This is a genomic window from Kitasatospora sp. NPDC048662 (assembly GCF_055587065.1).
On record NZ_JBVJHA010000012.1, the window covers coordinates 34,417 to 51,944 of the forward strand.

Here is a 17,528-nt window from a genome sequence, read left to right on the forward strand (position 1 = left end):
ACGGAGCCCGAACCGGAAGCCGCCGACCCCACCAAGGGCCGCCTGGTCAAAATCCCCCCGGCCGACTTCAACCCGTTCGGCGCCCCCGCCCCGGCAGCCCCCGCCGCCGCCCCGGAACCCGCCACCCCGACCGCCGACCCCTTCGGCGCACCCGACCCCTTCGCAGCGGCCGACCCCTTCGCCGCACCCGACCCGTTCGGCGCCCCCGCCGCACCCCCCGCACCGGTACCCGAGCCCGAACCGGAAGCCGCCGACCCCACCAAGGGCCGCCTGGTCAAGATCCCCCCGGCGGACTTCAACCCCTTCGGCGCCCCGGCCCCGGCCGCGCAGAGTACCGACGCCGCCGAGGAACCGGAGGAGGCCGACCCCACCAAGGGCCGCCTGGTCAAGATCCCCCCGGCCGACTACAACCCCTTCGGCGCCCCCGCCCCGGCAGCCCCCGCCGCTCCGGCACCCGCCCCGGCCGCCGCACCTGCGCCCGCGCCTGCCCGCGCGGCCTCCGCCGACCCGTTCGGCACGGTCCTGTCCTCCGAGCCCTCCGACCCGTTCGGCACCGTCACCGGACCGCCGACCAACATCCCGCCCCGGCCCACCGCCCCGCCGGCGGTCCCCGCCCCGGCCGACCCGCCGGAGGAGGCCGACCCGACCAAGGGCCGCCTGGTCAAGATCCCCCCGGCGGACTTCAACCCCTTCGGGGCCCCGGCCCCGGCCGCACAGAACACCGACGCCGCCGAGGAGACGGAGGAGGCCGACCCCACCAAGGGCCGCCTCGTCAAGGTCCCCCCGGCCGACTACAACCCGTTCGGTGGCCTCTCCGCACCCCCGGCCCCGGCGGCGGCCCCGCAGTCCCCGCCGCCCCCGCCGGCCTACAGCCCTTTCGGCTGATCCGCACCTGACGAACGGCGAGCCCACCCCGGGCTCGCCGTTCCGCATTCCCGGCCGCCAGCCCCGCCGGGCCCGCCGCGCCACCAAGCCCGCCGACCTGCATCGCTGGCCTCGCCCCCTCCGGACGACCGGAACGGCCCCTCGCCACACACGAATCGGCGACCCGGTGCTCCAATGACCGCCGCCCGGACCCTCCTCCGCCCACCGCACCCAACCGTCAACCACGACCGAAGACTTGATGCCCACCTACGCCCGCACCGAACTGCTGCACATCCCCATCCCGGACGGCCACGCCGACGCCCTCGTCGCCATGCCCACGGAAGGCGGCCCACACCCGGCGGTACTGATGTACCCGGACGGCTTCAGCATCCGCCCCGTCCAGCGCGAACCGGCCCGCGAGCCGACCGATCACGGGTCCTACGTGCTCGTCCCCAACCTGTTGCGCCGGTGCTCGAACTCCCCCCGTACATCGGGGAGGACGCCCGCGCCGAGCTCTTCGGCCGACTGATGCCGCTGATCACGGCGCACCCGCGCCGGCACGCTCTGCGCGACGCCGCCGCCCACCTCCGATTCCTCCCCGCCCGCCCCGAGGTCGCCGCCGGACCGACCGCCTCGACGGGCTACTGCATCGGCGGCCTCCAGGCCCTCCGCACCGCCGCCGCCCACCCGGACCGATCGCCTGCCTCGCCGCGTTCCACGCCCCGGCGGCCGCCGACGGGCCCGAGCTCTTCGCCGAACTCACCGCCGAGATCTGACCCGGCGCCGTCCACGGCTCCACCATGTCCGACACCGGCGCCTTCGACCCAGCCGCTCTCCAACTCCACTGGCCCGCCTCCTCCCCATCCTCTCCCGCACCCTGACCACCACCTGACACCCGCCCAGTCAGTACACCCCCTCCCTCCCACACCCTGACACCCGACCTGTCAGTACACCCTGCAACGATCTCCGCATCCCGAACCGAAGGAGATCACCATGGGCGCCTGGGACATCGGACCGTTCGACAACGACACCGCCGCCGACTTCGCGGGCGACCTCGACGACGCCACCCCGGAGCAGCGCGAAGACCTGATCCGCGCCGTCCTCGGCGGCGGTGCCGGCGGCGGTGTCGGCGGCGGTGCCGGCGAGCTCGACGACCTGGACGCCGACAGCGGCAGCCAGATCGTGGCCGCGGCCGCCCTGGTCGCCGCCCAATGCCCGGGCGGCACCCCGATCACCACCGCATACGGCCCGGCCCACCCGCTGCCAAGCTTCGACCCCGCCATACGCCGGCTCGCCCTGGACGCGCTGGCCGGCGTCCTCGGCGAGGGCTCCGAACTCGCCGAACTCTGGGACGAATCGGACGAGGGCCCGGCCTGGCGCGCCGTGGTGGAGCAACTCCGGGCCGTTCTGTCCGGGGCCTGACGCCGTCTCAGGCCCCTCCTCGCTCGGTGTCGATCTCCTCGGCCAGCACCGCCATCCGGTACAGCGCGACGAAGTACCGCGAGGCGTAGCCGTCAGCGGCGAAGGTCGGCAGCAGCTGGTCGAGCAGAACTATTCGACTGCGCAGGTGCTCGCGGTGCCGGGCGCCGAGCGGCGGGCCGTCGAGGACGTTGGCGGCGAAGCCGGCGAGGACGGTGTCCAGGGTTACCAGGCAGGTGCCTTCGGGGTTCTGGTCGTACCAGCCGCTGGGGAACCGCATGGCGTTGAACTCGGCCCAGAGGCACGCCAGCAGGTCGGTCTTCTCGTCCGCCATGTGGTGATCATGCCGCACGCGAGCCCTGCTGTGAACGCGTCACGGGCACGACTTCCGTGGGCCGCCCGAAACCCTCAGCCGGCCCGGCGAGCCAGGTGCACCACGTCGGGAACCCCGCGCTCGACGGCGATCTCCTCGGTGCGGACATCGATGAACCCGGCGTCCCGCAGCGCCTGTTCGAAGGCGGCGGACGGCTGGGCGCTCCACACCGCGAGGACGCCGCCGGGCCGGAGCCGGGCCGCGGCATTGGCCAGGCCGACGGGGCCGTACAGCGCGTCGTTCTCCTCGCCGACCGTCCAGTCGGGCCCGTTGTCGATGTCGAGACAGAGCGCGTCGTAGCGTTCCACGGCCGAGCCGAGATACGCCACCAGATCGGCGTGCACCACCTCGACCCGGGGATCGTCCAGCGCGCCGGCGGAGAACGCACCGAGCGGACCGCCCCGGTGCCAGTCGATGATCGCCCCCTCGCGCTCGACCACGGCGATCCGCCCCCACCGGGGCTCGGCAGCGGCGTACGCCAGCGAGAAGCCGACCCCCAGCCCGCCGATCAGCACACTCGGCCCGGCGGCCGCCCCCAGCGAGTCCAGCGCCGCCTGGATCAGCAGCCGTTCGGAACGCCCGTCGGCGGTGTCCATCAGGAAGCACCCGTTCGCGATGATCTCGTAATGCCCGCCGCGCCGCCGCAGCACCACCTCGCCGTACGGCCCGTCCCGCCGGTCGATCACTTCGGCGTCGGGCAGGCCCCGCCGGCTGGGCAGCACGGACATCCGGCAACTCCTGGTGTGCGCTCGGTCACAGACCATCCGACCCTAGCCGATCGCACCGCCCGGACCCATCGCATTTCCTACCCCTGCCCGTCCAGCACCGGCCCGGCCACGGCGACCGGCGTCTCCCCCTCGCGCGGGCTGCGCCGGCCGCGCCGCTCCAGCCACTTGGCCAGCCAGGACAGCAGCAGACACATGCCGATGTAGATCGGGGTGATCACCATCACCACGGGGATGAACGGCAGGTCGTAGTCCAGGTTGGTGGCGATCAGCTTCCCGGCGTGCAGGAACTCCTCGTAGGTGATCAGGAAGCCCAGCGAGGTGTCCTTCAGCGCCACCACCAGCTGGCTGACGATGGTCGGCGCCATCGCCCGGGTGGCCTGCGGCACCAGCACGTACGTCATCACCTGGGTCTTCCGCAGGCCGAGCGCGAACGCGGCCTCCTGCTGCCCCTTGGGAACGGCGAGCACGCCGGCCCGGAACACCTCGGCCAGCACCGAGCCGTTGTACAGCGTGAGGCCGGCCACCAGGGCCCACAGCGGTTCGACCTTGAGGGCGACGAAGATGAAGAAGATCATCACCAGCAGCGGCATGGCCCGGAAGAACTCCACCACCACGGTGGATGCCAGGCGCACCGGCCGGTGGTCGGAGAGCCGTCCGGCGGCGAACAGCGCGCCGAACGGGAGCGCGAACAGCACCGTCCAGCCGAACGCCTTCAGGGTGTTGCCGAGGCCGCGCAGCAGCAGCTCCTGCACGCCCTTGTACTGGAAGGCCGTCCACTTCTGGTAGGTGAACTGGTCGGTGTGGAACAGCATCCAGATCACCCAGCCGACCACTGCGGCGATCACCAGCAGCGCCAGGAGGCCGTACAGCCGGTGCCGGGCCAGCGCCTTCGGCCCGGGCACGTCGTACAGCGCGGAGGACTCCATCGTCATCGGGACACCGCCACCCGTCGCTCCAGTAGGTTGAACAGGGCGCTGATCGCCAGCGTGATGATCAGATAGCCGACCGCGATCCAGATGAAGGTCCAGACGATGCTGTAGCCCAGCTCGTTGATCGTCCGGTAGGTACCGAGCAGTTCGACCACGCTGAACGAACCGGCGATCGCCGTGTTCTTCGCCAGCGCGATCATCACACTGCCCAGCGGGGCGACCACCGAGCGGTACGCCTGCGGCAGCACCACCAGGTTCAGCGTCTGACCGAACGTCATGCCCAGGCTGCGGGCCGCCTCGCCCTGCCCGACCGGCACCGTGTTCACCCCGGAACGCAGCGCCTCGCAGACGAACGCCGAGGTGTAGCAGCCCAGTGCCAGCACGGCGAAGGTGAAGAACGGCAGCGTGATGTGGAACCGGGGCAGGCCCAGCACCACGATGAAGAACAGCAGGGTCAGCGGGGTGTTCCGGAGCACCGTCACCCACCCGGTGCCGACGGCCCGCAGCGGCTTCACCGGCGAGACCCGGAAGCCCGCCATGACCACCCCGAGCACCAGCGCCAGCGCGGCACTGGCCAGGGTCAGCCACAGGGTGCCGAGGAAGCCGTGCCAGTAGGTGGACCAGTTGCTGGTCAGCACGTTCATCCGCGCCCCCTGCTCACTTGTACCGGTCGATGGCCGGGGGCTGCGGCGCGGGCACCCCGGAGAGGCCGAGCGTCGCGTCGTACGCCTTCTTCCAGTTGCCGTTGTCCATGTTCAGCTGCAGCGCGTCGTTGATCGCCATCCGCAGCACGGTGTCGTTCTTGGGAACGCCGATGCCGTACGGCTCGGTGGAGAACGGCTCCCCGACCATCTTCAGCTCGTCGGGGACCTTGGCCACATAGCCCTGCAGGATCGCGTTGTCGGTGGTGACGGCGTCGACCTGATTGCTGATCAGGTTGTCCACGCAGGCCGAGTAGGTGTCGTAGCCGACCAGCTTGGCCTGCGGATAGTCGGTCTGGATCCGCTGGTACGGGGTGGACCCGGCGGCCGAGCAGACCTTCCGGCCCGCCAGGTCCTGCGGGCCGTTGATCTTCGTCTCGCTCTTGCGGACCATCAGCGCCTGCCCGGCGATGAAGTACGGGCCGGCGAAGCCGACCAGCTTCTTGCGGTTGGCGTTGATGGTGTAGGTGCCCACGTAGTAATCGACCTGACCGTTCTGCAGCGCGGTCTCCCGGTTTGCGGAGGCGATGGTGCGGAACTCGATCTGGTTCGGCGCGAAGCCCAGGTCGGCGGCGACCATCTTGGCGATCTCGATGTCGAAGCCGGAGTACTCGCCGGTGGCCGGGTTCTTCTGGCCCAAATACGGCTGGTCCTCCTTGGCGCCGATCACCAGGTGGCCGCGCGCCCGGGCCGCGTCCAAGGTCGGCGAACCGGTGACGGGGTTGCTGCGCACCTGGTAGCTGGGCAGCGCGCTCGGCTGCGGGCCCTTCGGCGGCGGGGTGCCCTCCTTGCCGCAGCCGGACAGGACGGCCAGCCCGGCCAGGCCGGGCAGCGCGGCGAGCAGCACGAGCGCCCGCAGTCTGTACCGCTGGTTCACCGCGCCGCCTCAGTGCTTCAGGATCTTGGACAGGAAGTCCCGGGCACGCTCGCTGCGCGGGTTCGCGAAGAACTCCTCGGGGACGCGGTCCTCGACGATCCTCCCGTCCGCCATGAAGACCACCCGGTTGGCGGCGGAGCGCGCGAACCCCATCTCGTGGGTGACCACCACCATGGTCATCCCCTCGGCGGCCAGCGAGCGCATCACCTCCAGCACCTCGTTGATCATCTCGGGGTCGAGCGCCGAGGTCGGCTCGTCGAACAGCAGCGCCTTCGGGTCCATCGCCAGCGCCCGGGCGATCGCCACCCGCTGCTGCTGCCCGCCCGAGAGCTGCGACGGGTACTTGTCGGCCTGCGAGGCCAGCCCGACCCGCTCCAGCAGCGCCCGCCCCTTGGACTCGGCCTCCGGCTTTCCGCGCTTGCGCACCTTGATCTGGGCCAGCGTGATGTTCTGCAGCACCGTCCGGTGCGCGAACAGGTTGAAGGACTGGAACACCATCCCGACCTCGGCACGCAGCTTCGCCAGGCCCTTGCCCTCGGCGGGCAGCGGCTGACCTTCGATCAGGATGTCGCCGCTCTCCACCGGCTCCAGCCGGTTGATCGCCCGGCACAGCGTGGACTTCCCCGATCCGGACGGGCCGATCACCACCACGACCTCGCCGCGGCCCACCGTCAGGTCGATGTCCTGCAGCACGTGCAGTTGCCCGTAGTGCTTGTTCACCCGGCGCAGCTCGATCAGCGGCTCTCCGGCCGGCCGCCCCACGATCTCCTGCGGGGCCGTCACCTGGTGCGCCGGCCCTTCAGCAACCAGCCGAGCGCCGTCCCCGCGAGCAGTGTCGCCAGCAGCGCGATCCAGAGCGGGCAGGTGACGGTGAAGACCCAGAACTGGATCTTCACCTTGTCCAGGTTGGCGAACAGGAACCAGATCGCCAGCACCACAATGACGCCGATACCGATGTACCGGGTCGGGACACCACCGATCTCACTGCGCTGGCCGGACGGAGAACCACCTGAAGTCTTTGTCACCCCGGCAGTCTGCGCCCGGCCCACCCGCCGACCGCCGCACCACCACCGCCGGGCCCGCCCATTCACCCGTCCGGGCCACCCTCTCCGGGCCCGGCGGAATCACCTGTGATGCACGCCACACGCATTTTCGCGGATCCACCCGATCCGAATGCCACCCCCGAAGCGTTTCCCTCATTGAGGGGAACTCTCGCCCATCGGGAATACTCCGCTGTTCACCCCGGTTGCCGCCCTCTTGGAAACACCCCACAGACTCCGCACAACCGAAGGGCACCCCTTCTCGTGACCAGCACTCCCGCAGTACCTCCGATCCCCTCGATCACGCTGAACAACGGCGTGCGGATCCCGCAGCTCGGTTTCGGCGTCTGGCAGGTGCCGGACGCGGAGGCCGTCCCGGCGGTGCGCACCGCGATCGAATCGGGCTACCGCTCGATCGACACCGCCGCGATCTACGAGAACGAGGCGGGCACCGGCCAGGCGATCGCCGAGTCCGGCGTGGCCCGTGACGAGCTGTTCGTCACCACCAAGCTGTGGAACTCCGGCACCCTCGACTGGTCCGGCGAGCAGGGCCACGACCGGGTGCTGCGCGCCTTCGACGAGTCGATGGCCAAGCTCGGCCTGGAGCAGCTGGACCTGTACCTGATCCACTGGCCGCGGCCGATGCACGGCACCTCGTTCCTGAACATCTGGCGCGCCTTCGAGCAGCTGCTCGCCGACGGCCGGGTCCGCGCGATCGGCGTCTCCAACTTCCGCATCCCGGACTTGGAGCTGCTGCTCAAGGAGACCTCGGTGGTCCCGGCGCTGAACCAGGTCGAGCTGCACCCGTACTTCCCGCAGGCCGAGCTGCGCGCCTTCCACGCCGAGCACGGCATCGCCACCGAGGCGTGGAGCCCGCTGGGCCAGGGCGGCGACCTGCTGGCCGAGCCCGCGCTGCTGAAGACCGCCGAGAAGCACGGCCGTTCGACGGCCCAGGTGGTGCTGCGCTGGCACCTGCAGAACGGCGTGATCGCCATCCCGAAGTCGGTCACCCCGGCCCGCATCCGGGAGAACCTGGACGTGACGGGCTTCGAGCTGGACGCCGAGGACCTCGCGGCGATCGCCGCCGTCGCCACCGGCAAGCGGATCGGCCCCGACCCGGCCGGCTTCGACTGGAACTGACGCCCCGTCGTTCGCTCGTTGAGCTGACGTCGAATCAGCTTCGGCTGACGCTCCGTCAGCACGGAGAGTGACGACCGGAACAACCCGGAAGGGGCCGACACCTGACGTGGTGTCGGCCCCTTCCGGAGCGTCCCGAGCGGTGCCGCATGCCCGCCGGAGCGCGATCGCCGCCCAAAAATTGGACGACGCTTTGCAGAATCGTTACAGCCGAGCCGCCTTGGCGAGCAGCGCCAGCGCCGACGCGTGCTCGTGCGGCTCCAGCGGAGCGAGCAGCGCCTCCTGGACCTCGCGGACCCCGGCGGTGGAGCGGTGCAGCAGCTCCTGGCCGGTCGGGGAGAGCGAGAGCAGGTTGCGGCGACCGTCCGAGGGGTCGCGGCGGCGCAGCACCAGGCCGCGTCGCACCAGCCGGCTGACCATCTCGGCCATCGTCGCCTTGTCCAGCGAGGCGAGCTCGCCGACCGTGCGCTGGTCGGCGCCCGGTTCGGTCTCCAGGGCGTCCAGCACGGCGTACTGAGGAGCCGTCAGCTCGGTGCCGACCTTCTCCGACCAGAGCTTGGTGTGCACCTGCTGGGCGACCCGGATCAGGTAGCCGACGGCCCGCTGGGCGTCCAGCGTGGGCCGGGCGTCGGCCATCACGGCGACGGCGGCCGGCTCCAGCCGGGCGATCCGTGCCATGGTCCGGACGAGTTCCAGCTGCTCGTCCGGGCTGAGCGGCTCGAACAGGGTCCGCTGGACCCTGACCACGCCACCGGTCGCCTCGCGCACGGCCTGAGCGCCGCTCTGCGAGAGGGCCAGCAGCTTGCGACGGCCGTCGGCCGGGTCCCTGCGGCGGAGCACCAGGCCCCGCCGGACCAGCCGGGCGACCATTTCGGCCATCGTCGCCTTGTCGAGCGAGGCCCGTTCGCCGACCGTTCGCTGGTCGGCTCCGGGCTCCAGTGCCAGTACCAGCAGCACCGCGAACTGCGGAGCCGTCAGCTCGGTACCGACGTATTCGGACCACAAGCGGGTGTGCACCTGCTGGGCCACGCGGATGAGGTGACCGGGCGACTGCTGCAGTCGACCGGGCACGCGGGTTGTCGGGATCTCCCCCAGCACCATGAAATCCGTCCCGGTGTCACGCTCGCGGTGTGTGTGGGACACCCGAGCGGGGCAGTAACGGCGAGTGAGCATCCCGCTGTGAGTAAGGACGCGCCGGCCGTGCAGCCGGTGGCTGCTGGCGCACACTATACAAACGGTCGGCCTGGACCGGCAGGTAGGGGCGCAGAGTAGTCGCAGGTTCGGCAAAGTTGGCATATTTCCCCCCTATGTCGGGGTCACGACCAATCCGGTTCACCCACTCGGCCGCCGCGCACCCTCACCCTCCGTCACCTGCGGCGCTGCCCCTGGCCGGAATTCCTACTCGCCGGTAGGGTTGCCGCGCTGCGCGCTGCGCACCTCATTCAAATCTCATCCGCGGGTCACCGGCCCGGGCCGGTCCCGTCGTCCGACTTCGAGAGAGACGAGTACGAAGATGACCGAGCAGAGCACCTCCGTGACCGCCGAAGCTCCGGTGCGGGTGGCCGTGGTGACGGGCGCGGCCCGTGGGATCGGCGCGGCCACCGCGCTCCGCCTGGCCGCCGACGGTTACGCGGTCGCGGTGGTCGACCTGGAGGAGTCCAACGCGAAGGGCACCGCCGAGGCCATCGTCGCCGCGGGCGGCCGGGCGCTGGCCGTCGGCGCCGACGTCTCGAACGCCGAGCAGGTCGAGGCGGCGGTCGACCGGATCGCCGCCGAACTGGGCACTCCCGTGGTGCTGGTGAACAACGCGGGCGTGCTGCGCGACAACCTGCTGTTCAAGATGTCCGAGTCCGACTGGGACACCGTGATGAACGTGCACCTCAAGGGCGCCTTCCTGATGACCCGCGCGGTGCAGAAGCACATGGTCGCCGCCGGCTTCGGACGGATCGTCAACCTGTCCTCCTCCTCCGCGCAGGGCAACCGCGGCCAGGCCAACTACTCGGCGGCCAAGGCCGGCCTGCAGGGCTTCACCAAGACCCTGGCGATCGAGCTCGGCAAGTTCGGCATCACCGCCAACGCGGTCGCCCCCGGCTTCATCGCCACCGACATGACGGCGGCCACCGCGGCCCGGGTCGGCATGGAGTTCGAGGCGTTCAAGCAGGCCGCCGCCTCGGCGATCCCGGTGCAGCGGGTCGGCGTGCCGGACGACATCGCGCACACCATCTCCTTCCTCGCCTCCGAGGGCGCCGGCTTCGTCTCCGGCCAGGTCATCTACGTGGCGGGCGGCCCGCTCGACTAGTTCGGGTCTCGTGGTGCGCCGTCCCCGGCGCGGGTCCAGACTCGACGTGCAGACCTCCCGCCGCCCCTCCGCGCGGCGGGCGCACCCACGGAGGATCTTGATGACCGACACCACGGACAGCGACTCCAAGCCGACCCCGGACAATCAGCTGCACACCGGGGCGGAGAAGCCGGTCGACCCCGAGGACCTGGTGATGGCCTCGGGGCGCGACCTCACGGCGAAGCGGATCGCGAAGGCGAAGAAGGACCTGGAGGAACAGGGCGCGGCAGCGGTCGAACGGCTGCTGCCCTGAGTCGCACCGCCGCTCGACGAGGCGGCCGATTTCCCGGAAGTGACCTGCGTCACGGGAAATCGGCCGCTTCTTTCGTTCTCGCACTACCCGCCCGGCAATTGGAGAAACCCGGCGGAAACGGCACTGGGGAGCCGCGGGGAGGGTGATTTCGCACACTCCGCTCCGTTTTACCGCCCCACCCCGCGCGTACTGAACTGCCCGTATGGGGAAAGTGCGGACAACCGATCACCGGCGGGTGACAGATCGGTCGTACAGCCCAAAGCGCCCGGGGCCAGCCGGTAATGTCGAAGGGTGCCAGCCAAGCCCGAATCCCCCGTGCCGCGGATATCGACCGCACCGCGCACGTTTCCGGTCCAGTCCGAGCGCGATTCCGTCACCGAGCCGACCGAATCCGCACCTCCGTCGATCAGCCGGCGGCACCTTCTGCTCTTCGGCATCACCGCCGTGCTCTACCTGGCGGTGGTGCTGGCCATCGTGTGCGACTCGCCGCTGGTCGACCTGGACTGGTCGCTGCAGCAGCTGCGCCCGTACAAGCTGTGGCCGCAAGCACTGCCGTACCTGGACATCTGGGTGATCGCCGGCCAGCGCGGCCCGACCGCGATCGCGGCCTGTCTGTGGCTGGGCTGGCGCTGCTACCGCACACACTCGTCCCGGCCGCTGCTGGTGATGGGCATGGCGCTGCTGCTGCTGAACGCCACGGTGGGCGGGGTGAAGATCCTGACCGGCCGGCTGGGTCCGCACTACGCGCACTACGTGGGCTCGCCCGAGCTGTTCTCCGGCGGCACCATCTTCCCGTCCGGGCACACCGCCAACGCCGTGGTCACCTGGGGCGTGCTGGCCTACCTGGCGGCGCGCTGGCGGCGCACCGGCGCGGTGCTGGCCGCGCTCACCGCGGCCTCGATCGGCCTGACCACCGTCTACCTGGGCACCCACTGGATCTCCGACGTGTTCGCCGGCTGGGCGGCGGGGGCACTGGTGCTGCTGTCGCTGCCGCTGGCCGAGCCGGCCATCGCCGCGCTGGACGAGCGGGTGCTGGCGGTCTGGCACCGGGAGGGCCGGTTCGCCCGGCCGGCCCCGGTGCCCCGCCCGCAGCCGGCCACCGCGCACTGGGCGGGCCGCCCGCTGCCGGTGCGCCCTCAGCCCGCCCAGGCACGCTCCACCACGCCGTCCCGGACGGTCAGGTTGAGCCGCTCCGAGCGGTACTCCATGGTCAGCAGCGCCTCCGGCTCCAGCACTCGCACGGTGCGCCAGCCGCGCTCGGCGGCCAGCGCCCGCGCGGGCTCCACCGGCAGCCCCAGATAGTCGTCCAGCCGGTCGTCCATCGCCCCGCCTCCCCGCACCCGACAGTCCTACGCTGGAAGGGTACGAGGGAGGCGGTTGCGTATGCGGCGGGCGAAGACCCCGAAGGTCTGGCGCAGCGGGACGGAGCCGGCCACCGCACGCACCGATCTGAAGCTGCGCTTCCTGCTGTCGATGCTGTTCCTGCCGTTCTTCGCCCTGTGCACGGCGGGCTTCGCGGTCTGGGCGGCCTTCGCCTCGCCGCACGGCGCGCCCAGCAGCGGGACGCTGACCGTGTTCGCGGTGGGCTGCGGGCTGCTGACGCTGGTGGCGGCGGCGGACCTATGGGTCGTGGTGCGCCGCCGCCGCACCGAGCTCTAACGTGAGCCGACGGCCTGCTTGACCAGGGTGCGGCCGAAGTCCCACATCAGGCCGCTGCCGCGGTGGGCGTCGTCCATCACCTCGGTGAAGGCGTCCAGGAAGCGGTCGACGTCCTGCTCGGTGATGATCAGCGGCGGGATCAGCTTGATCACTTCCAGGTGGTCGCCGGAGACCTGGGTGAGGATCCGGTGCCGTTGCAGCAGCGGGACGACCACCATCTGCGCGAACAGGCCCTTGCGGGCGGCCTGCAGCGCCGTCCAGCCGGTGCGCAGCTTGAGCGACTTGGGCCGGCCGAACTCGATGCCGATCATCAGCCCGCGTCCGCGCACCTCGGCGAGCAGTTCGTAGCGTTCGACCAGCGCGGCCAGCCGGGCCCGCAGCAGCTCGCCGACCCGGGCGGCGTTCTCCACCACCTTTTCCTGCCACATCACGTGCAGGGTGGCCAGTCCGGCGGCCATCGCCTGGGCGTTGGAGCCGAAGCTGGCGGAGTGCACCAGGACGCGGTCCATCGAGGAGTACACCTTCTCGAAGATCCACGACTTGCCGAGGGTGGCCCCGATCGGCACGTAGCCGCCGGACAGTGCCTTGGCGGCGCACACCAGGTCGGGCCGGACGCCGTCCTCGGCCTGGTGGGCGAAGAAGGTGCCGGTGCGGCCGATGCCGGTCTGCACCTCGTCGCAGATCAGCAGCGCCTTGTGCTCGTGCAGCAGTTGCTGGGCGGCGGCCAGCCAGCCGGGCGGCGGGGCGAGCACGCCCTTGCCCTGGATCGGCTCCACGATCAGCGCGGCGACGTCGCCCTTCTTCAATTCCCGCCGCAGCGCGTCGAGGTCTCCGAGCGGGATCGCGGTGTCCGGCAGCAGCGGGTCGAAGCCCTTGCGGAAGCCGCCCTCGCCGTTGACGGACAGCGAGCCGGCGGTGAGGCCGTGGAAGGCGTGCTCGCAGTACAGGACGCGGCGCCTGCCGGTGGCGTACCGGGCGAACTTGAGCGCCGTCTCGACCGCCTCGGTGCCGCTGTTGCCGAAGAACACCCGGTCCAGGCCGGGTGCCCGGGCGATCAGCTGTTCGGCGAGCAGGCCGGGCAGCGGGGAGCAGTCGAAGCGGGTGAGGTCGGCGCTCTCCAGGTCCATCACCTGCTGGACGGCGGCCCGCACGGCGGGGTGGTGCCGGCCGAGCGCGAAGATGCCGAATCCGGCGAGCATGTCGAGATATTCGTTGCCCTCGGCGTCGTAGAAGTACGGGCCTTTCGCACGCTCGTAGTACCGGTCGAAGCCGATGGTGTGCAGCATCCGCGGCAGTTGCGGGTTGAGGTAGCGGGCGTGCAGCTCGTAGCGTTCGCCGCCGCGGGCGTCGAGCAGGGCGGCGAGGTCGAGCGGTTCGGCCTGGGTCACGCTGGTTCGCTCCAATCGGTCAGCGGCATCCGGTGCCGGTACTCCTGGGCGCCGGTGCGGGTCCCGGGCAGCACCCGGCGGGCGTGGGCGGCGGTCTGGGCGGCGACGCCGGTGCCGGTGAGCCCGATCTCCTCGAGGAGCTCACCGCGCGAGGCGTGCGCCAGGAACTCCTGCGGGACGCCGAGGTCGCGCAGCGGGATGTCGACCTCGGCGTCCCGCATGGCCTGGGCGAGGGCGGCGCCGACGCCGCCAGTGCGGCCGTTGTCCTCGACGGTCACCACCATCCGGTGCGCGGCGGCCATCGTGACCAGCGCGGGATCGACGGGTTTGACCCAGCGCGGGTCGACGACGGTGGCGGTGATGCCGTCGGCGGCGAGCAGCGCGGCGGCGTCCAGGCAGGCGGGGGCCATCGGGCCGACGGCGACCAGCAGCACGTCGGGCGTGGGACCGGTGCGGGCGAGCACGTCGATGCCGCCGGTGCGTTCGATCGCGGGCACCTCGGGGCCGAGTTCGCCCTTGGGGAAGCGCACCACGGTGGGCGCGTCCTCGACTGCGACGGCTTCGCGCAGCTGTTCGCGCAGCCGGGCGGCGTCGCGCGGGGCGGCGATCCGCAGCCCGGGGACGACCTGCAGCACCGACAGGTCCCACACCCCGTTGTGCGAGGCCCCGTCGTTGCCGGTGACCCCGGCCCGGTCGAGCACGAAGGTGACGCCGAGCCGGTGCAGCGCGACGTCCATCAGTACCTGGTCGAAGGCCCGGTTCAGGAAGGTCGCGTACACCGCCACCACGGGGTGCAGCCCGCCGGTGGCCAGCCCGGCGGCGGAGGCGACGGCGTGCTGTTCGGCGATGCCGACGTCGAAGGTGCGCCCGGGGTAGGCCTTGGCGAACGGGCCGAGTCCGACGGGGTGCAGCATGGCGGCGGTGACGGCCACCAGGTCGGGTCGCTCGGCGCCGAGCGCGAGCATCTCCGCCCCGAACACGGAGGTCCAGGAGGTGCCGGCGGTCGGCGAGATCGGCAGGCAGGTGTACGGGTCGATCGGGTTCACGGCGTGGAACCGGTCGGCCTCGTCCTGTTCGGCGGGCCGGTAGCCGCGGCCCTTGACGGTGAGGCAGTGCACGATGACGGGGCCGCCGAAGTTGCGGGCCTGACGCAGCGCCTGTTCGACGGCGGCGATGTCGTGGCCGTCGATCGGGCCGAGGTACTTCAGGCCGAGGTCCTCGAACATGCCCTGCGGGGCGAAGGCGTCCTTGAAGCCTTTCTTGGCGCCGTGCAGGGCGTCGAACAGCGGCGGCCCGACCACGGGGGTGCGCTGCAGGGCGTCCTTGCCCCAGGCGAGGAAGCGCTCGTAGCCCTTGGTGGTGCGCAGCGTGGCGAGGTGGTGGGCGAGGCCGCCGATGGTGGGCGCGTAGGAGCGTTCGTTGTCGTTGACGACGATGATCAGCGGGCGATCCTCGGCCTCGGCAATGTTGTTGAGGGCTTCCCAGGCCATGCCGCCGGTGAGCGCGCCGTCGCCGATCACGGCGACGGTGCAGCGGTCGACGCCCAGCAGTTGGTTGGCCTTGGCGATGCCGTCGGCGTGGCCGAGTGCGGTGGAGGCGTGCGAGTTCTCGATCAGGTCGTGCGGGGATTCGGCGCGCGAGGGGTAGCCGGACAGTCCGTCCTTGGCGCGCAGCCGGCTGAAGTCCTGCCGGCCGGTGAGCAGTTTGTGCACGTAGGCCTGGTGGCCGGTGTCCCACAGGATGCGGTCGTGCGGGGAGTCGAAGACGCGGTGCAGGGCGATGCTGAGTTCGACCACGCCGAGGTTGGGTCCGAGGTGGCCGCCGGTGCGGGTGACGGCGTCGATCAGGAAGTGGCGGATCTCGGCGGCGAGCGGCGTGAGCTGTTCGGGGTGCAGCCGGCGGAGGTCGGCGGGCCCGGTGATCCGGCTCAGCAGTGGCATGGCGTACCCCTCACGGCTGGTGCGGGTGGGTGGACGGTCGGTGTCCAGCCTGCGGCCCCGCTGTCGCGGTCGCCTGTCGGCGTGGGCCGCCCGCGCCGTTCGCGCGGGCGGCCCGTGTGACGGCCGCTCAGCCGGCCTTGGGCGCGGCAAGGGTCTCCCGGGCGGCGCGGATCGACTCCTTGAGCGAGCCCATGGTGGCGAGCACGGCGGTGGGCTCGTACCCGCAGTGGGCCATGCAGTTGTCGCAGCGCGGGTCGCGGCCGCGGCCGTACTTGTCCCAGTCGGTCTTCTCGATGAGTTCCCGGTAGGTGGGGACGTAGCCGTCGGCCATCAGGTAGCAGGGGCGCTGCCAGCCGAACAGCGAGTAGTTGGGGATGCCCCAGGCGGTGCACTCGAAGTCGACCTTGCCTTCGAGGAAGTCCAGAAACAGCGGGCTGTGGTTGAGTCGCCAGCGCCGCCGGTTGCCGTCGGCGAAGGCCCTGCGGAACAGTTCGCGGGTCTGTTCGACGCCGAGGAAGTGCTCCTGGTCGGGGGCCTTCTCGTACGCATAGGCCGGGGAGATCATCATCTCGTCGACCTTGAGTTCGTCGTTCAGGAAATCCAGCACCTCGACCACGGTCTGCGGGGTGTCGGTGTTGAAGAACGTCGAGTTGGTGGTGACCCGGAAGCCCCGCCGCTTGGCCTCCTTGATCGCCTCGACGGCCTCCGCGAAGGTGCCCTCCTTGGCCACCGAGGCGTCGTGCCGCTCCTGCAGGCCGTCGATGTGCACGGCGAAGGTGAAGTACGGGGACGGGGTGAACAGGTCGAGCTTCTTGCGCATCAGCAGCGCGTTGGTGCACAGGAAGACGTACTTGCGGCGGGCCACCAACTGCCGGACGATCTCGTCGATCTGTGGGTGCATCAGCGGTTCGCCGCCGGCGATGGAGACCATCGGGGCGCCGCATTCCAGGACCGCGCCGACCGCCTGCGCGACCGGCATCCGCTGCTTGAGCACCCCGGCCGGGTGCTGGATCTTGCCGCAGCCCTCGCACTTCAGGTTGCAGGCGAACAGCGGCTCCAGCTCCACGATCAGCGGGAACTTGTCCCGGCGCTTCAGCTTCTGCTGCATGAGGTAGGTGGACACGCGGAGGGTCTGACGCAGCGGCATGGCCATGGCTTAGCTCGCCTCCTGAGGGAGCGTCGAGGGCGGTGTCGAGGGCTCGGTGGTCGTCGGCGGACGGGGCGCGGCGGCCAGCTGCCGGTGCCACGCGGTGAGGGCGGGGACGGCGGCACGCAGCGCCCGCCAGGCGCGGAAGCCGGCGGGCAGGGTGCCGGGGCGGATGAGCTCCCGCTCGGGGGTGTCGACCACCACCCGCAGCACGGCGGCGGGCAGCTCGGAAGCATGCTCGGCACGGGCGGCGAGCACCGCGGCGGCCTCCATGTCGACGGCGAGCGCGCCCTCGGCGTGCAGCCGGGCCCGTTCGGCGCCGCGCACCACGTGGTCGGCGGTGCGGTGGGTGCCCAGGTGGGCGCGGAGCCCGGCCTCCTCCAGGGCGGTGGCCAGCGCGGGCGCGGTGGCCAGCGGATGGACGCGGCCCTCGGCGTCGGTGACCCGGTCGGCGACGATCACCTCGCCGGGGCGCACCCCGGGGCCGACCGCGGCGCCGAACCCGGCGACCAGCAGCGCCCCGTAGCCGCCGACGTCCAGCAGCGCGCCGGCCCGCCGCCCGGCCGTCCGGCGGCCCATGCCGGTGCGGGCCAGCACCGGGGGGCCGCCGACCGCGCCGGACCAGTCGCCGCCGCGCAGCGCCCAGGCCTCGGGGCGCAGCGCGCAGAGCACCAGCAAGGGCGCGCTCATGCCCCCACCTCGCCGGCGCTCGGCAGGCGCTTCGCGCACGCGCAC

The 17,528-nt window shown here is 71.6% G+C and carries 18 protein-coding genes and 3 pseudogenes; 8 read left to right on the forward strand and 13 right to left on the reverse strand.

Annotated elements, in window-relative coordinates:
* The 3 genes and pseudogenes from ACZ6R9_RS26760 to ACZ6R9_RS26770 all read left to right on the forward strand — a co-directional run.
* Window positions 1-885 (forward strand): annotated as a pseudogene (locus ACZ6R9_RS26760) (hypothetical protein); the annotation flags it as partial.
* A gap of 238 nt (window positions 886-1,123) precedes the next feature.
* Window positions 1,124-1,756, forward strand: a pseudogene (locus tag ACZ6R9_RS26765) (dienelactone hydrolase family protein).
* Window positions 1,757-1,857: 101 nt separating this feature from the next.
* Entirely contained in the window at window positions 1,858-2,286 is a 429-nt protein-coding gene (locus tag ACZ6R9_RS26770; protein WP_465540783.1) for a DUF4259 domain-containing protein, read from the forward strand.
* 7 nt (window positions 2,287-2,293) lie between these two features.
* On the opposite strand, the gene ACZ6R9_RS26775 is transcribed toward ACZ6R9_RS26770, so the two are convergent.
* From ACZ6R9_RS26775 to ACZ6R9_RS26805, 7 genes are all read right to left on the reverse strand, one after another.
* On the reverse strand, window positions 2,294-2,617 hold the full coding sequence (locus tag ACZ6R9_RS26775) for a hypothetical protein (protein WP_380481610.1): 324 nt from the start codon (window positions 2,615-2,617) through the stop codon (window positions 2,294-2,296).
* A gap of 74 nt (window positions 2,618-2,691) precedes the next feature.
* Window positions 2,692-3,384: a spermidine synthase family protein gene (locus ACZ6R9_RS26780; RefSeq protein ID WP_380481612.1), complete on the reverse strand. Its 693-nt coding sequence runs from the start codon at window positions 3,382-3,384 to the stop codon at window positions 2,692-2,694.
* A gap of 77 nt (window positions 3,385-3,461) precedes the next feature.
* Window positions 3,462-4,316, reverse strand: a complete 855-nt coding sequence (locus ACZ6R9_RS26785) for an amino acid ABC transporter permease (RefSeq protein WP_465540785.1) — start codon at window positions 4,314-4,316, stop codon at window positions 3,462-3,464.
* Window positions 4,313-4,957: an amino acid ABC transporter permease gene (locus ACZ6R9_RS26790; RefSeq protein ID WP_380481616.1), complete on the reverse strand. Its 645-nt coding sequence runs from the start codon at window positions 4,955-4,957 to the stop codon at window positions 4,313-4,315. The genes ACZ6R9_RS26785 and ACZ6R9_RS26790 overlap by 4 nt, the downstream gene beginning before the upstream one ends.
* 13 nt (window positions 4,958-4,970) lie before the next feature.
* Window positions 4,971-5,891, reverse strand: coding sequence for a glutamate ABC transporter substrate-binding protein (locus tag ACZ6R9_RS26795; protein WP_465540787.1), 921 nt, complete (start codon window positions 5,889-5,891; stop codon window positions 4,971-4,973).
* Window positions 5,892-5,900: 9 nt separating this feature from the next.
* Entirely contained in the window at window positions 5,901-6,629 is a 729-nt protein-coding gene (locus ACZ6R9_RS26800; protein ID WP_380481978.1) for an amino acid ABC transporter ATP-binding protein, read from the reverse strand.
* Between the two features lie 41 nt (window positions 6,630-6,670).
* Window positions 6,671-6,916, reverse strand: a complete 246-nt coding sequence (locus tag ACZ6R9_RS26805) for a LapA family protein (RefSeq protein ID WP_380481619.1) — start codon at window positions 6,914-6,916, stop codon at window positions 6,671-6,673.
* A 279-nt stretch (window positions 6,917-7,195) separates the two neighbouring features.
* Between ACZ6R9_RS26805 and ACZ6R9_RS26810 the strand changes: the two genes are divergently transcribed.
* A complete protein-coding gene (locus tag ACZ6R9_RS26810) occupies window positions 7,196-8,071 on the forward strand; it encodes an aldo/keto reductase (protein ID WP_465540789.1) in 876 nt (291 codons plus the stop codon).
* Between the two features lie 201 nt (window positions 8,072-8,272).
* Here the strand turns inward: ACZ6R9_RS26810 and ACZ6R9_RS26815 are convergent, their stop codons facing one another.
* Window positions 8,273-9,097 (reverse strand): MarR family winged helix-turn-helix transcriptional regulator, encoded by an 825-nt coding sequence (locus ACZ6R9_RS26815; RefSeq protein ID WP_380481623.1) that lies wholly within the window; start codon window positions 9,095-9,097, stop codon window positions 8,273-8,275.
* A gap of 484 nt (window positions 9,098-9,581) precedes the next feature.
* Here ACZ6R9_RS26815 and fabG point away from each other — a divergent pair, with 484 nt between their 5' ends.
* From fabG to ACZ6R9_RS26830, 3 genes and pseudogenes are all read left to right on the forward strand, one after another.
* Window positions 9,582-10,367 (forward strand): 3-oxoacyl-ACP reductase FabG, encoded by a 786-nt coding sequence (fabG, locus tag ACZ6R9_RS26820; protein WP_465540791.1) that lies wholly within the window; start codon window positions 9,582-9,584, stop codon window positions 10,365-10,367.
* 100 nt (window positions 10,368-10,467) lie between these two features.
* Window positions 10,468-10,659 carry a hypothetical protein gene (locus ACZ6R9_RS26825; RefSeq protein ID WP_380481626.1) on the forward strand — a complete coding sequence of 64 codons (192 nt, stop codon included), beginning with the start codon at window positions 10,468-10,470 and terminating at the stop codon, window positions 10,657-10,659.
* A 672-nt stretch (window positions 10,660-11,331) separates the two neighbouring features.
* A pseudogene (locus ACZ6R9_RS26830) lies at window positions 11,332-11,586 on the forward strand (phosphatase PAP2 family protein); the annotation flags it as partial.
* A gap of 209 nt (window positions 11,587-11,795) precedes the next feature.
* Here the strand turns inward: ACZ6R9_RS26830 and ACZ6R9_RS26835 are convergent.
* Window positions 11,796-11,981: an I78 family peptidase inhibitor gene (locus ACZ6R9_RS26835; protein ID WP_380481980.1), complete on the reverse strand. Its 186-nt coding sequence runs from the start codon at window positions 11,979-11,981 to the stop codon at window positions 11,796-11,798.
* A gap of 61 nt (window positions 11,982-12,042) precedes the next feature.
* Between ACZ6R9_RS26835 and ACZ6R9_RS26840 the strand changes: the two genes are divergently transcribed.
* The gene (locus ACZ6R9_RS26840) at window positions 12,043-12,318 is read left to right on the forward strand and encodes a DUF6343 family protein (RefSeq protein ID WP_380481627.1); all 276 of its coding nucleotides are present in this window, start codon (window positions 12,043-12,045) and stop codon (window positions 12,316-12,318) included.
* On the opposite strand, the gene ACZ6R9_RS26845 is transcribed toward ACZ6R9_RS26840, so the two are convergent.
* The 4 genes from ACZ6R9_RS26845 to ACZ6R9_RS26860 form a co-directional block, all read right to left on the reverse strand.
* On the reverse strand, window positions 12,315-13,706 hold the full coding sequence (locus ACZ6R9_RS26845; RefSeq protein WP_465540793.1) for an aspartate aminotransferase family protein: 1,392 nt from the start codon (window positions 13,704-13,706) through the stop codon (window positions 12,315-12,317). The genes ACZ6R9_RS26840 and ACZ6R9_RS26845 overlap by 4 nt on opposite strands.
* Window positions 13,703-15,646, reverse strand: coding sequence for a 1-deoxy-D-xylulose-5-phosphate synthase (gene dxs, locus ACZ6R9_RS26850; protein ID WP_465540794.1), 1,944 nt, complete (start codon window positions 15,644-15,646; stop codon window positions 13,703-13,705). The genes ACZ6R9_RS26845 and dxs overlap by 4 nt, the downstream gene beginning before the upstream one ends.
* A gap of 127 nt (window positions 15,647-15,773) precedes the next feature.
* The gene (gene hpnH, locus ACZ6R9_RS26855) at window positions 15,774-16,799 is read right to left on the reverse strand and encodes an adenosyl-hopene transferase HpnH (RefSeq protein ID WP_380481633.1); all 1,026 of its coding nucleotides are present in this window, start codon (window positions 16,797-16,799) and stop codon (window positions 15,774-15,776) included.
* Window positions 16,800-16,802: 3 nt separating this feature from the next.
* The gene (locus tag ACZ6R9_RS26860) at window positions 16,803-17,483 is read right to left on the reverse strand and encodes a phosphorylase family protein (RefSeq protein WP_465540797.1); all 681 of its coding nucleotides are present in this window, start codon (window positions 17,481-17,483) and stop codon (window positions 16,803-16,805) included.
* Window positions 17,484-17,528 lie beyond the last annotated feature (45 nt).